Here is a 13,410-nt window from a genome sequence, read left to right as displayed (position 1 = left end):
GACGCCTCAATGAGGGGTGGCAGCGCCGATCAAGATAGCGACAGACGGCAAGCTTGAACTACAGACGCTCATCTTCGGCGTATAACTTCTGTGTCTCTAAGTCCACGTGCACAGGACCAAAAAATTATCGAAGCGGCATTCGGTATCTTGTTAGATAGCTGCTGCGGCATCGCGCATCGCGGCATCCGCGGCATCAAGCGCTCGATCAATGTCAGCAGCCTGATGTGCTGCACAAAGGAACATATTGTGGCGAGGATGTAGATAAATGCCGTGACGAAGCGCTGCAGCGCAGAAGACATTGGCGGTCTCGAGCTCGGGGTCGTTCTCGAATCGAACCATCGGCATCTGGACAGGACCCGTTTGGCTCAAACGGAATCCATGTCGTTCCGCCGCGGCGGCAAGACCTTTGCGAAGCCGCGTGCCCATGGCCTCCATGTGCGCCAAGGCATCCGTGGTGCGCAGGATTTTTAGGGTCCTGAGACCAGCGGCCATTGCGGCCGAGCCATACCAGAAAGAACCGGTGACGAACACTTTCGAAGCACCCTCCAACATGGTGCGGCTGCCAGCAACGGCCGCAAGCGGCCATCCGTTGGCTATGGCCTTTGAGTAAGCGCCAAGGTCAGGCTTAACGCCATACTTGGCCCAACTGCCGCGCACATCCAGTCGAAATCCGGCGCGAACATCATCAAGGATGAGCGCGGCGCCAGACCGGTCGCAGATGGCGCGCGCATGCCTTAAAAATGCAGCATCCGGCATTTCCTGGTCACGATTGACGTCGTGGCGGTAGGCGGTCATCAGAATGGCCGCCAGATCATCGCCGGCGGCCGCCACGGCTTCGTCAAGACTTGCGAGATCGTTGAATTCGAAGGTTATGAGATGAGCACGGTCCTCCACGGTAACGCCGACGAGGGAGGGTGAACACCACGGCACGGCTCCGTGATAGGCGCCGCAGGCGACCAGGATTTTGCGCTTTCCGGTAGCCGCGCGCGCGACCGTGACGCAGGTCGTTGTCGCGTCGGTGCCATTTTTCTGGAACAGAGCCCAGTCCGCGTATTCGATCGTGTCGACGAGCGCTTCCGCAAGCTCGACCATCAACTCGGTTGGGCCATTACCGACGTCGCCTTTACCGATCTGTTCGATGGCCGCAGCATCCACCTCCGCGTGCCTGTAGCCCAGCACGTTCGGACCCCAGGCGCACATGAAATCAATATATTCGTTGCCATCGACATCCCAGACGCGGCATCCGTCGGATTTGGAAAAGAACTGCGGATAGCCAGGGCCGATGACGCGGGTTGCCATGTGGCCCCAGACGCCGTTCGGCACAACTCGGCTGGCACGTGATAGCAGGGCATGATCGTGGCTATTGATGAGGCTATGTTCCATTTGAGTACCACCAAGTCCTTGCTAGCGAAGGGAAAGCTCATTGCACGGCCGCTGCGTGCTTCGTCTTGATTGACATGCCCGCGACCTCACGCGGGCATCACCAAGCGTTCTCGATTCTCAAGCCTGGGGTTTCCTCTTCGCCCAGTCGGCGGGAATGACCGCAAAGAAAGCAGTCGATGTCCCCTTACTGCGCCAGGTAAGTGATGTCCCGGCAGGAATCCACATCATGTCGCCTGGCTTCATCGGAAAGGCGGCGTCACCGACGATGATCTCGAATTCCTCTTCCACGGCGTGGCAGATCATCACTTCGTCATACCAAAGGGTGAAGGGGATTTCGCAGTCTTTGAAATAAACGATTCCGCTCGCTATGCGCGCTCCGGTGTCCGCGTTCATGAGTTCGTTCGTCGATGCCCCTCGAGGGCTGAACGGCGCCGGCGTAAGATCGGACAATCGATAGTGAGCAATGCTTTCCGAGGATTGGGCAGGCGCTCTGTCGTTCATGGCTTTCTCCTTGAAATTCCGGTGCAGGGGTCGCGGCTGATTGGGTGGCGGCAGTCTTTCAGGCCACGGGCGCCGCCTGCCGGGCATAGCCCGCCCTGTAACGTTGCTCGACTTCGGTCATTTCATTGACCGTCAGCAGAACCGGCGCCGAGAAGGAGCGGCAAAGCAGAAACTGCCTGACCATAGTCTCGAGTTTTACCGTTCGGTTAAAGGCCTCGGCCACGGAGGTGCCAATTGCTACCATGCCATGGTTTGCAAGCAGGCAGGCCGTCCTGTTTTCCAACGCCTCGACCGCGAACTTGGCAAGTTCGGGCGAACCAAAGGACGCATACTTCGAGCAGCGGACATCATCACCGCCGAAGCCTGCGACCATATAATGAAAGGCCGGTAGGTTCTCTCGCGCGCAGGAAAGGGCCACGCAGTGGTCCGGGTGGGCATGCATGACTGCACTCACTTCTGGACGGCTCTTGTAAATGGCCGCATGCAGTGCCCATTCAGTGGATGGCTTAATGTCTCCGGACCAAGCTCCGTCGAGGTCCATCGCCACGATGAGTTCCGGCTTGAGCTTCTTTGGTGGGATCCCGCTCGGCGTAATCAGCATGCCGCCGTTTAGCCGGGCACTTATGTTGCCGGTCGTTCCGATGTTGAGGCGCTGTGCTTCCGCATCGAGCGCTGCGGTGACAAGGGATTGGCGAGGATTTTCAACGGTCATGGTCATGGACTAACCTTTCGGAGGCCAGCGGGTGAGACATGGCTCTTGGAGGATCGGACGACGCATATCGTCCAAAGCGGAGGCAAAGATATCGATGCCGCCAAGCTTGCCGGATTTGAGCAGTAGTGCGATCGGGAAAGGATGAACCGCGACCGCACGTGAGAAGCCCGGCTCGCGATAGGGACCAACTTCAAGCTCTGTGATACCGAGCGCTCTGACAACCGATCCGGATGTTTCGCCGCCCGCAACGACCAGGCGGCGGACACCGAGGTCGAAGACGACAGATTTGGCGATGTCGGAGAGGATCGCTTCTACCCGGCCAGCAAGTTCCAGCCGCCCGTGAATGGATTGCAGGGCGTCGACGCTTTCCCGCGGCAGCGCGGTGCTGATTGCGAAACTTCTGCCTGCGGCAACAGATGCCGCGGCAAACCGCCGGGCTTCGGCGACAAGATCGTGGCCGGCATAGGCGCGCGCAATATCGACGACGCATACGTCATGTTCTGCTGCGAAGTGTTCGAGCTGCGCCAGGGTCTGCGATGCCACGCTCCCCACCAGAACCGCGCCAGGCCCGTCAACGCCTCGAAGGCGGATCGTGGAAGCCTGTTCGAGCAGGCCCTGCTCCAACCAAAGTGGCGGCAAATGCGCGGCGACGGATGAATTGCCTGTCAGGAACGGCGCATCGACGGCGGCAGCAGCGAGGGTCGCAAGGTGACGCTCATAAAGCGTATCTGCGACGAAAAGGGATTCGGATGTACATTCGTGCTGATGCTCACAGTAAGTGCGTATGGCATCTGGACCCTGGTCCACCACCGCATAGTCGACCAGACCGACGGTTCGCTCGCTTTGCGCCTGAAGGACGCGGACGATGTTAGAGTCCGTCATTGGCGTCAGGGGATCGAAGCGCTTCGGCGACTCCGCCAAAAGTTGTGCGCCGCCAAACAGATGACCCTGGTAGACCGTTCGTCTCGTTTCGCACAGCGCCGGAACGAAGAGTGCCTGGTGCGCTCCCAGGCGATCCATAATCGCCTCCGCGCAGGGACCAATATTGCCCGCTGGCGTCGAGTCGAATGTCGCGCAATATTTGAAGAAAATCTGTTGCGCTTTGTTCGCCAGCAAAATCTCTAGCGCTTCCAGGACTGAGCGTACTGCGTCCATGACGGGTGCTACTCTCGACTTGAGTGCGAAGACATGCGCAGCGCCGAGATGTGCGTTAGCTCCGGGCCCGATGGAAAGCGTGGTTGGCACGCCGCGTGCAATCAGCATGGAAGCCAACTCGAGCCCCCCGGTCAGATCGTCGGCGATGGCGCCAAACACAAGTCGTTTCCGTGCGGAACGATCGGTTGTCATTCAACCACCTGCGACGTCGCACTTCTGCGATTGGTGACGCGGCTTTTTGCCTGCTCTGGAAAATGACAGGCCGCCTGGTGCCCAGGTTCGATTTCCGCAAGTGGCGGGATCACCTTCGCGCAGATGTCCTGCGCCTTCCAGCAGCGGGTGCGAAACGGACAGCCCGACGGCACGTTGATGGGGCTTGGCACGTCTCCCTTCAAGGTGATGCGTTGACGAGCGTGTTCGACATCGGGATCCGGCAGGGGTACCGCTGACAGCAGAGCTGTCGTGTAGGGGTGAGCAGGCGCGCCATAAATTTGGAAAGCCTGTCCGATTTCGACGATTTTGCCGAGATACATGACGGCGACGCGGTCGGAGACATGCCGGACAACGGCAAGGTCATGCGCGATGAAGACGTAGGCGATGCCAAGTCTGGCCTGCAATTCTTCCAAAAGGTTGAGCACGCCTGCCTGCACCGACACATCCAGCGCCGACACAGGTTCGTCCAGCACCAGGACTTCAGGATTCAGCACGAGCGCACGTGCAATGCCCACTCGCTGCCTTTGCCCGCCTGACAGTTCGTGCGGATACCGGTCGCCGTGCTCGGGGGCGAGCCCCACCAGATCCAGAAGTTCGGAAGCCCTCTCCAAGGCCGGCTTGCCCTTGACGTCGATGAGGCGCAGGGGTTCCGCGATGATCTCACGAACCCGCATGCGCGGATGAAGTGAAGCAAGGGGGTCCTGGAAAACGATCTGCAGATGACGCCGGAATTGGCGCATTTCGCGCGCGGGAAGTGTGGCCAGATCTGTGTCCTTGTAGCGCACTGCACCCGATGTCGGCTCGACAAGTCTGAGCAGACAGCGACCCAGGGTCGACTTGCCGCAGCCGGATTCGCCAACAAGTCCGAGCGTTTCCCCCCTTGCCAGATCGAAGGAAATACCGCCAACCGCCTTCACCTTGCGATCGGACCGCCATCCTGGCAGTCCCCCCTTGATGGCGAACTCCTTGGTGACGTCGCGAACCGACAAGATGATCTCTTGCGCCTTGGGAGCGATCGTCGTCATGCGTGCTCCGCCCGCGAAGTCCATTGACCGGTGGCTACGCCTCGCAAAGACTCAGCGAAATGACACGCCGTCAGCACATCATCGACTTGCCTGAGTTTCGGTTCCTCCGAGCGACATGTGTTTTGCGCCATGGAGCAACGCGGATGGAAGGGGCAGCCTACAGGTCGGGCACTGAGCAGCGGCGGGCTGCCTGAGATCGGCTCGAGACGAGACCGATTGCCCGAAATCGTCGGCAGGCAAGACAGTAAGCCACGCGTGTAGGGATGCCGGGAACGATAGAAGATATCTCGAACCGCCCCGCTCTCCATGACCTTGCCGGCATACATGACGACCACCGTGTCGGCTGTCCCCGCGACCACGCCAAGATCATGCGTGATGAGGATGAGTCCGATCGAAAACCTGGTCTGCAGGTTCTTCAAGACCTCCAAAATCTGGGCCTGCACCGTGACATCAAGAGCCGTGGTTGGCTCATCGGCGATTAATACTTCCGGATTGTTGGCAATAGCCATCGCAATCATCACGCGTTGCCGCATTCCGCCCGAAAACTCGTGCACATACTGGTTCGCACGCAGTTCGGGCTGTGGAACAGCTACCAGGTCGAGAAGCTCGATGGTTCTTCGCCGCACGCCTGCTGCCGACATGTCTGGATTGTGAAGGCGCACGGCTTCCGCGATCAGCTTGCCGATGGTGATCACCGGATTGAGGGCAGACATCGGATCTTGGAAGACGAGACCGATCTTGCTGCCGCGCAGTTTCTGCATGCGGCGCTCGTGCGCCCCGACGAGTTCCTCACCGCGCAATCTGATCGAGCCCGTCACCGTCGACAGAGAAGGTGATAGCCCCATCGCGGCGCGCATCATGATGGATTTGCCCGAGCCGGATTCGCCGACGATGCCAAGCACCTTGCCGGCTTCGGCAACGAAATCGACACCGCGCACAATCTCCAGACCGTTTCGAAGTGTTACGCGCAAATTGCGCACATTCAACAATGGCTGTTGGCTCGTTCCCATCGATCAGAGCTCCCTCGGATCGAGAATGTCGCGCAGCGCATCGCCGATGAAATTGAAACCCAGGCCCAGCGACAGAATGGCAACGCCGGGTCCGAATGCGATCCACCATGAATAGAAATGCGCGGCCCCGTCCGAGATCATCGAACCCCATTCCGGGCTGGGCGGTTGAGCGCCCAGGCCAATGAAGCTCAGCGAGGCCGCAAGCAGCACGACCTGGCCAAAATCCATCGTTGCGCTGATGATCGTCGGCGTCCAGGAAAGCGGCAGGATGTGCTTTGTAAGCAAGCGATAGGAGGACGCGCCGCCTGCTCGCGCCGCCTCGATATGGTCGCGCGAAATCACATCGAGGACCTGGCCACGCATAAGCCTGGCATAGACCGGCCACCACACGGCTATGACGGCGATAGCAGTATTTTGAAGCCCGGGCCCCAACGAAGCCGCGACGGCCATGGCCAACAGCACAGGCGGGAAGGAAAGGGTGATGTCCACGAGCCGCATCAGGACGCTGTCCGTCCAGCCGCCGAAAAAGCCTGCCATCGCGCCCACGAGAGAGCCGAAGGCGACTGAGCAGACTACAACGATCATGGAAATGGCGATCGAGTAGCGTGCACCGTACAAGGTGCGGGTCATCACATCGCGTCCAAGCGCGTCCGTGCCGAGCCAATGTTCAAACGAGGGTGGCTGAAGCTTCCGCGCCACGAGTTTCAAGGGATCGTAGACGGTCCAGACATCGATGGTCAGTGCCACGACAATCCAGAAGCCAACGATCAACAGGCCGGCGATCAGCACTGGCCTCAAAGTGATCTTCGGTTTTCCTTGCGCTTTTGCGCCCAACACCATGGACATCAGATCACCCCAGTTTGATGCGTGGGTTGGCATAGGCGTAAGCCACGTCGGTCACGAGGTTCGTCAGTAGAAATGCAGTGGCCCCAATGAGCGAAACGCCGATGATTGCCGGGTAGTCCAGTGTTCGAGCCGAGTCGACCGCATAGGACCCGATCCCTGGCCAAGCGAAGACGGCCTCAGTCAGCACTGCACCGGTGATAAGATAGGCAAAAGAATAACCGACGATCGTGAGCGTGGGGATCATTGCGTTGGGAAGCGCATGCCGAAGCAGCGTTCTGGCTTCGCCCGCGCCTTTTGCCCGCGCGGCCAGGATGTAATCTTGGCCAAGGACGTCGAGCATGCTGGCACGGACAAGCCGCGAGATGATTCCGGTAACCGACCATCCCAGCACGAATGCAGGCAGCACCAGATGATGCAGCGCATCAAGGAATGTGCCGAACTGGCCGGAAAGGAGTGCGTCAAGCGTAAACATCCCGGTGACAAACGGTGGTTGGTCGGCGCGTGCATCCAGCCGACCCGGGCCGGGGATCAATCCGAACTTCACCGTGAACAAATAAAGCAGCAGCAATCCGGACCAGAAGACTGGCACCGTGGAGCCAAAAAGTGCAAAAAACCGCGCAGCGTAGTCAGCAGGCCGGTCGTGAAAGCGTGACGCCACCACGCCAAGCACTATGCCGCTTGTCGTGCCGAACAACATGGCGAAGATCACAAGTTCGAGGGTTGCAGGCAGCCGCTCGGCGATGTCGGTGAGGACCGGTCTGCGTGTGCGGAAAGAAACGCCGAGATCGCCCGTTACCAGGTTTTTCACGTAGATGGCGTATTGCTCGGGCATGCTACGGTCGAGGCCCCATCTTTGCTTGGCCGCAGCGACCACCTCTGGATTGCCCATCTGTCGTTCGCTGACCAGCGCCGACAGTGGGTCCGCCTGGGTGAAATGCGAGAGAAAGAAGGCCATCGTCGCCACGCCCAGCAGTAGCAGGGGCATGGAGATCAATCGTCGGAACACATACTGGGTCATGATGTTCTCGGTCTCGCCTTTTGCGATGGACGGTCGAAAACCATTCAGTCTTCAGGCGCGCGGCGAAACTATGATACGCTGCGCGGCCGCTTCTCCCGCCACAAGAGCGCCTTCCATGTATCCCCGGTACTGCGTTGCCATGTGGGTACCAGCCCAATGCAGCGGCCCGACGGGCTCACGAATTTCCGCGCCGATCGTGGTCAACGCACCGGGTACGAGAAACGGGCTTGACGCACCACCGGACCACTCCTCATCCGCCCACACGCGATCCACATATTCGAGGGGTTCATGAGCTTCGTTGCCGAGAGCCTGTGCGAGCTTGGAAAGGACAACATTCCGCCGGTCGGTAGGAGCGAGGCTGTCAACGCCGTAGGCCGCCTGACCGGTAAACAGCGTGATTAGGATGCCCTTATCTGTGTCCTGGCCTCCGAGGTCGAAAGCAGCCGTCATCGAACCGTCCGTGGCGATGATATTTCCGTTGAGATTCCGTTCGCGCCAGAAAGGTTTGTCGTAGACGACCACTGCCTTGGTGTTGCGACCGCTGGGAAAACGCTGGTGTAGCAGGCGCCGTTTCGCCGGCAGCGGCGGATCGAATTGCAACTGGCTGATCATGACGGGCTGAGCGGCGAAGACGACATGGCGACACCGAAGCGAGATCTTATCGCTGATCACCGTGGCGCCCTTATCGTCCCATTCGACCCGGCGCACCGGTGATGACAGGATCAGCGCGTCACCCAGTTCTCCCGCCATTCCCTCCGAGACCATGGCTGATCCCATCATGTGAAAGGCTTGGCCACCGGTCGCCGTGTCCGACATGAAAATCGGACCGCCGCAACTCCTGAGTTTATGAAGCAATTCGAGCGCGGATATTTCCTCCGGCAGAGCGCCATAATAGGCCCCGGGCATGCGGCACATCGAGGCATGCACTCGACCGGGTTTGCAGATTGAGTCCACCCAGCTCGCATAGGTGATCGAATCTAGGGCCTTGGCGTCCTTGCTCTCCCAAGGATTTTCGGCCAAGCCATCCATAGCCGCATAAAGCCGGCTATAAGCCTCCTTGTAGTCGGCCTGCTCTTCAGGCGACAGACCGGGTACCGTGCCCATCTCGCCGTAGAAAACCTCGGCCCCGTGCAGGCAAGCGCGTCTTCCGGCAACGAACTGCTTGACGAGCGGCACCTTGTATTTGGCTATGAGCGCGTTCATGCGCTTGTGCTGGGGGGAGACCCATTGGCCGCCCAGATCGACCCGGCCACCATAGGCCTTGCTTTCTGGCGAATACGTCAGTCCGCCCACACGGTCGCGCGCTTCCAGCAGTTTCACGGAAAGGTGGGCATCCTTCAGCAGCAGGGCTGTGTAAGATCCCGAGAGCCCAGCCCCGACGACAACGACGTCGACCTCATTCTCGCTCATGACAAGTTCCGATTGTTGGTAGAGTCACCGAGTACCGGAGGCTTATCGCCTCCGGTCTATCTCTCGAAAGTTTGGGCGCGCCGCTACTTCGCCTGGATGTCTGAAAGCACCATGTTGCAGCACGCGCTGAAACGAAGGCCGCTGATGCCCTTGCGGGATACAAAGACAGCATCAGGACTTACGATCGGAAGAATGATACGATCATTCGCCAAGACGCCTGCCAGCTTCCCGAACAACTCGCCGCTTTTTTCCCCTTGGGCTGCCAACGCCGCAGCGAGAAGCTTCGGCGTTTCTGGATTGGCGAGGCTAGGGTCGTTCTTGCCGCCGGCGCGCTTGTACCAAACCGTGCCGTCCATCATCGCGAAATATTGGGCATATTGCGAGGATCCGTAATAGTCCGGCGCGAAGAAGACGGCGGTCAGTGGAATTCCGTCGCCGTTGACTTTCTCGCGCCAGACCGAGAATTCAACTGGCTGGAGCTCGAGCTTGATGTTGATCTCTGCCAGATCCTGCTGGATTTTCTGCATCATCAGCGTGTAGTCGACGCCGTACTGATTGACGTTTGGATATGTGGCGGCCAGCGTGAAGCCGTCAGCGGCACCGGCTTCCTTCATCAACCCCTTGGCTTTTTCGACGTCGTGCTTGATCGGCTCGCCGATGCCGCCGCCAGGGAAGCCATTGGGGATCGGCGCGGGCAGCCGCTTGCCTTTCCCATCCACCGTCAGGTCGATGATGCCATCGTAGTCGATCGCGCTGGCAATCGCTTCGCGGATTTTCGCGTCAAGCGGATGCGGCAGGTTCTTTGCTCCGGGGCTGACAGCGACGTAGACCATGTTGAAGGAAGGCGCGGTCTCGACAATAACGTTTTCGTTGTTGATGGCCTTCGCGGTGGTCGGATCCACCTGCATGGCGATGTCGGCGCTGCCATTTTCCAGAAGTTGGGTCTGGCTGACCGCGTCCTTGGTTTGCAAGAAAACGAATTCTTCGACAGACGGCTTCTTGCCCCAGTAGTTATCATTGCGCTTCAGACGAAGCTCATGATTGGGGCTATAGCTTTCCAGAACATAAGGACCTGCGCCGGCTGAATTGGCAAGCAGCCATTGTTCCGCATTGTCCTTGCTGCTCGCTTCCGGCCCGGCTTCGCCGCCATGTTCGGCCACCGCATCCGAATTGATAATGCCGGCGTAGGGTGCCGTCAGCGAGCCGACGAATTCGGAGTTCGGCGCCGTCAACGCAATCACCACCGTTTCCTTGTCCGGCGTTTCGATGGATTTCACGTTGTCGAGAAGATAGGCCATGCCGCCTTTGATGTTCTTTAGCCGTTCAAAGGTCCATTTCACGTCCTTTGCTTCCACTTGCGAACCGTCTGAGAACGTGGCCTTCGGGTCGAGCTTGAAAGTCAGAACAGTGGCATCGCTGTTTGCAGTCCATTCCTTCGCCAGCATCGGCACAATTGATTTGTTGTCAGGCGACAAATCGACCAAGCGGTCGTAAACCGAGCTGAGATAAATCTGGCACGTATCGCAGAAAGCTCGTGATGGATCGAGCGAGTTCAAATCCATGTCGCGGGCAATCACGATCGGCTTGCCGGCGTTTTGTGTAGATCCCAATGTCGGGAATGCGACGATCGAGGTCAGCATCGTCGCTGCCACTATCACGGCACGCCGACGGGCGGCCACGACGCGGGTATCGAGGTGTTTTGGTTGCATATCTTTCTCCCATACCGCCATTCAAGGGGGCTTTCGCAGCGACGTTCCCTAACGTTCTTTTTCGCTGGACGAGAGGATAGTGGCACCGAAAGAGCCGCGTATTGTTGACAAAAACGAAGACAATCGTGCAATTTACGAATGAAGCTTTTTGCAGCGATGTTTCAATTCCAGCTGCGTCAGCAGGAGCATGGAACAGGTCGATAGCAAAACCCGGCAGGTCGAGATCGACGCCGATAGAAAGCGATTGGTGGCGCTGGTCGTTGGTCGCGAGCCGTCGCTGCACAGCGCGTTCCTTGCCATCGAGCCGTTCCGCGCGGCTAACCGCGTGAGCAAATCGACACTCTTCAGTATAGATCTCTTGTCGGCTGACCCAGATACTCCACCCGCCAGCATGGACATTACATTTCCCATGACGGCGACATTTGATGAGGGTCGGAAATTTGACCTGGTCATTTTGCTGGTCTCATACAACGTGGCCGACGAGGCGAAGGGAAAATTGTTCGGATGGCTTCGCAGGCAATCTGCTGCTGGAGCACACCTTTGTGGGATGGACACCGGGCCGCTGCTCTTGGCCGAGGCCGGTTTGCTCGACGGCTACGACGCGACCTGCCATTGGACCGCCATGGCCTCTCTAAAGGAAATCTCCGCAAACACGCGCATCGTCGAGCAGCTTTATTTGATCGATCGCAATCGCTCGACATGCGCCGGACAGGCAGCCAGCCTCGATTATTCGATGGCCATGTTGAGACACATGTGTGGAGATGCGCTCTACCACCTCGTCGGCAATGAGCTGATCTACACGGCGCCTCGGTCCGCCGAATTACGCCAACGCGAGATCGTCAACCCTCAGCCGTTCATGACGAATCCGCTATTGAACCGAGCGCAACGTATCATGCAGGAGAACGTGGAAAGTCCGTTGGATATCGATACGGTTGCTGAAAGGTGCGGAATCTCCATTCGGGAGCTGCAGTACCTGTTTCAGCGGCATCTGAACACCAGCCCCAAGAAGAGGTATATCGCTTTGCGGCTTCAGCATGCCAAGGAGCTGCTACTCTACAGCTCCATGAGCATCCGTGAGACGGGCCTAGCTAGCGGTTATACGACACCCTCCGCGTACTACAGGGCCTTCTTAGCGGTTTTCCAGACGAGCCCGCAGGAATATCGCAATGCTTTCGCCAAGAAATCCACAGTATACGGCCGGAATCTTTATTGAGCAGCCACTCACGAGGCGGGCTTTGCCCACGCGGTGCTGCAATGAGCAGACTGTGCAAATTGCTAAACGTCGGCAGAGACAGAAAGCTAGTCCCTCTCTTGCTCTTAGGTTCGCCAGACCATACGAGCGAATACGAGGGAAACGGGTTGGCGAACCAGCCGCTAACAGATTTGATTTTCCATACGAAACTCTGTCCCTTCGGGCTCGCCATAATCTTGTCTGAGGCGGTCGTTCGATCGCGCGTCCGATCAACTCGAAGAGCCGAACTGCGGACCGGCGCGTCAGCTGCCCGAAGAATTAGGAATCGCCTGTATCTATAACGGCGACATCGTCTGGCTTCTTGTGTAGTGCCTTCGCAGTTCGCCTAGATTTCATACCGAGCTACGAGCGAACTTCGAAATCGAAGCGGCACGAGCCGCTCGAAAAACTGTCAGCGTAGCTGGATGACCACTGGGCTGTTGCCATTCACAAAGAGACGCAGAGCCCAGCCACGGGATTTTCGGCTAATTTCTTCGCGCGTCCCTGCAGATAAAGTGCTTGCGTGCAACAACTCGGTACGTTGTAGGAACAGACCCTGCGCGATGCGCTCGCTCGAGCGTCCGCAGAAGCAGCGACGTAGGATTCTATGGAGGAGTTCGCTTAGCCATGCCGGCGGTCGCAAGCATAATGCTGGTCGTAGAGTTTGTTTGCGGCGCAGCAAGCGGAATTGCGCTGGGCCGCTGGGTGCCAAGTTTCAGCCTTGGCAGGATAGCCGACGGCTTGATCGGCGGTATCGGCGGCGTGCTTTTTGTATGGCCCTCCGCGCGTATTCCGGGTGTTGGGCGCCTCATCGGTCACCACGCCGATGGCCTGACGCCGACTATGTTGATCGGAGCCGGAATAGCAGGGCTGCTGGGAGGTCTTGTCCTGATTGTGCTGGCCGGTTTCGTCGGGGCACTCATACGAGGCTGACAGCTCCGAATGAAGAAGATGCCCGGCGCACGCAGACGCCTTCCGCCCCATCCATCCGGGGCGCTGCCGCAGTAACTGGCGAGGAGAACATTATGAGGAAATTAGCTCTTGCGCTTGCAGTCGCCTCAGGTTTGGCGGGCTGCACCAACGCGGAAAAAGGTGCTGTGATCGGGGGTGTTGGCGGTGCCGCGCTCGGAACAGCAGCTGGCGGTAACGACGTGCGAAATGCGGTCGTAGGCGGTGCAATCGGGGCCGTCGCCGGCA

General features: G+C 58.8%; 12 protein-coding genes. 2 read left to right on the top strand and 10 right to left on the bottom strand.

All coding sequences use genetic code 11. From position 1 onward, the window contains the following. Positions 1 to 150: 150 nt before the first annotated feature. The 10 genes from OHD62_RS31295 to OHD62_RS31250 all read right to left on the bottom strand — a co-directional run bounded on the left by OHD62_RS31295 (position 151) and on the right by OHD62_RS31250 (position 10,982). On the bottom strand, positions 151 to 1,383 hold the full coding sequence (locus OHD62_RS31295) for an aminotransferase class III-fold pyridoxal phosphate-dependent enzyme (protein ID WP_263791007.1): 1,233 nt from the start codon (positions 1,381 to 1,383) through the stop codon (positions 151 to 153). 117 nt (positions 1,384 to 1,500) lie between these two features. Further along, positions 1,501 to 1,884 carry a hypothetical protein gene (locus tag OHD62_RS31290; RefSeq protein ID WP_263791006.1) on the bottom strand — a complete coding sequence of 128 codons (384 nt, stop codon included), beginning with the start codon at positions 1,882 to 1,884 and terminating at the stop codon, positions 1,501 to 1,503. Positions 1,885 to 1,942: 58 nt separating this feature from the next. Beyond that, complete coding sequence (locus OHD62_RS31285) at positions 1,943 to 2,602, bottom strand: class II aldolase/adducin family protein (RefSeq protein ID WP_263791005.1); 660 nt, start codon at positions 2,600 to 2,602, stop codon at positions 1,943 to 1,945. A 3-nt stretch (positions 2,603 to 2,605) separates the two neighbouring features. After that, positions 2,606 to 3,910 (bottom strand): 3-oxo-tetronate kinase, encoded by a 1,305-nt coding sequence (gene otnK, locus OHD62_RS31280; RefSeq protein ID WP_263791003.1) that lies wholly within the window; start codon positions 3,908 to 3,910, stop codon positions 2,606 to 2,608. A 29-nt stretch (positions 3,911 to 3,939) separates the two neighbouring features. Continuing rightward, a complete protein-coding gene (locus OHD62_RS31275; protein ID WP_263791148.1) occupies positions 3,940 to 4,980 on the bottom strand; it encodes an ABC transporter ATP-binding protein in 1,041 nt (346 codons plus the stop codon). Positions 4,981 to 4,985: 5 nt separating this feature from the next. Beyond that, positions 4,986 to 5,999: an ABC transporter ATP-binding protein gene (locus OHD62_RS31270; RefSeq protein WP_263791002.1), complete on the bottom strand. Its 1,014-nt coding sequence runs from the start codon at positions 5,997 to 5,999 to the stop codon at positions 4,986 to 4,988. A 3-nt stretch (positions 6,000 to 6,002) separates the two neighbouring features. Further along, a complete protein-coding gene (locus tag OHD62_RS31265; RefSeq protein WP_263791000.1) occupies positions 6,003 to 6,845 on the bottom strand; it encodes an ABC transporter permease in 843 nt (280 codons plus the stop codon). 4 nt (positions 6,846 to 6,849) lie between these two features. Further along, a complete protein-coding gene (locus tag OHD62_RS31260) occupies positions 6,850 to 7,863 on the bottom strand; it encodes an ABC transporter permease (RefSeq protein ID WP_263790999.1) in 1,014 nt (337 codons plus the stop codon). 51 nt (positions 7,864 to 7,914) lie between these two features. Next, positions 7,915 to 9,273, bottom strand: coding sequence for a flavin monoamine oxidase family protein (locus tag OHD62_RS31255; protein ID WP_263790997.1), 1,359 nt, complete (start codon positions 9,271 to 9,273; stop codon positions 7,915 to 7,917). An 83-nt stretch (positions 9,274 to 9,356) separates the two neighbouring features. After that, entirely contained in the window at positions 9,357 to 10,982 is a 1,626-nt protein-coding gene (locus OHD62_RS31250) for an ABC transporter substrate-binding protein (RefSeq protein ID WP_263790996.1), read from the bottom strand. Between the two features lie 187 nt (positions 10,983 to 11,169). On the opposite strand from OHD62_RS31250, the gene OHD62_RS31245 reads away from it, so the two are divergent. Both OHD62_RS31245 and OHD62_RS31240 read left to right on the top strand, forming a co-directional pair. Next, on the top strand, positions 11,170 to 12,195 hold the full coding sequence (locus tag OHD62_RS31245) for a GlxA family transcriptional regulator (RefSeq protein ID WP_263790994.1): 1,026 nt from the start codon (positions 11,170 to 11,172) through the stop codon (positions 12,193 to 12,195). A 645-nt stretch (positions 12,196 to 12,840) separates the two neighbouring features. Further along, on the top strand, positions 12,841 to 13,146 hold the full coding sequence (locus OHD62_RS31240; RefSeq protein WP_263790993.1) for a hypothetical protein: 306 nt from the start codon (positions 12,841 to 12,843) through the stop codon (positions 13,144 to 13,146). The last annotated feature ends 264 nt before the right edge of the window (positions 13,147 to 13,410 follow it).

It is taken from the genome of Mesorhizobium sp. YC-39 (assembly GCF_025753795.1).
Lineage (GTDB): Bacteria > Pseudomonadota > Alphaproteobacteria > Rhizobiales > Rhizobiaceae > Mesorhizobium.
This window is presented reverse-complemented; position numbering and strand designations above follow the sequence as displayed.

Coding starts and splice junctions, on each gene's coding strand:
- OHD62_RS31260 (WP_263790999.1), bottom strand. CDS start 7,863: ATGACCCAGTATGTGTTCCGACGATTGATCTCCATGCCCCTGCTACTG.
- OHD62_RS31250 (WP_263790996.1), bottom strand. CDS start 10,982: ATGCAACCAAAACACCTCGATACCCGCGTCGTGGCCGCCCGTCGGCGT.
- OHD62_RS31255 (WP_263790997.1), bottom strand. CDS start 9,273: ATGAGCGAGAATGAGGTCGACGTCGTTGTCGTCGGGGCTGGGCTCTCG.
- OHD62_RS31295 (WP_263791007.1), bottom strand. CDS start 1,383: ATGGAACATAGCCTCATCAATAGCCACGATCATGCCCTGCTATCACGT.
- OHD62_RS31285 (WP_263791005.1), bottom strand. CDS start 2,602: ATGACCATGACCGTTGAAAATCCTCGCCAATCCCTTGTCACCGCAGCG.
- OHD62_RS31245 (WP_263790994.1), top strand. CDS start 11,170: ATGGAACAGGTCGATAGCAAAACCCGGCAGGTCGAGATCGACGCCGAT.
- OHD62_RS31270 (WP_263791002.1), bottom strand. CDS start 5,999: ATGGGAACGAGCCAACAGCCATTGTTGAATGTGCGCAATTTGCGCGTA.
- OHD62_RS31240 (WP_263790993.1), top strand. CDS start 12,841: ATGCCGGCGGTCGCAAGCATAATGCTGGTCGTAGAGTTTGTTTGCGGC.
- OHD62_RS31290 (WP_263791006.1), bottom strand. CDS start 1,884: ATGAACGACAGAGCGCCTGCCCAATCCTCGGAAAGCATTGCTCACTAT.
- OHD62_RS31265 (WP_263791000.1), bottom strand. CDS start 6,845: ATGTCCATGGTGTTGGGCGCAAAAGCGCAAGGAAAACCGAAGATCACT.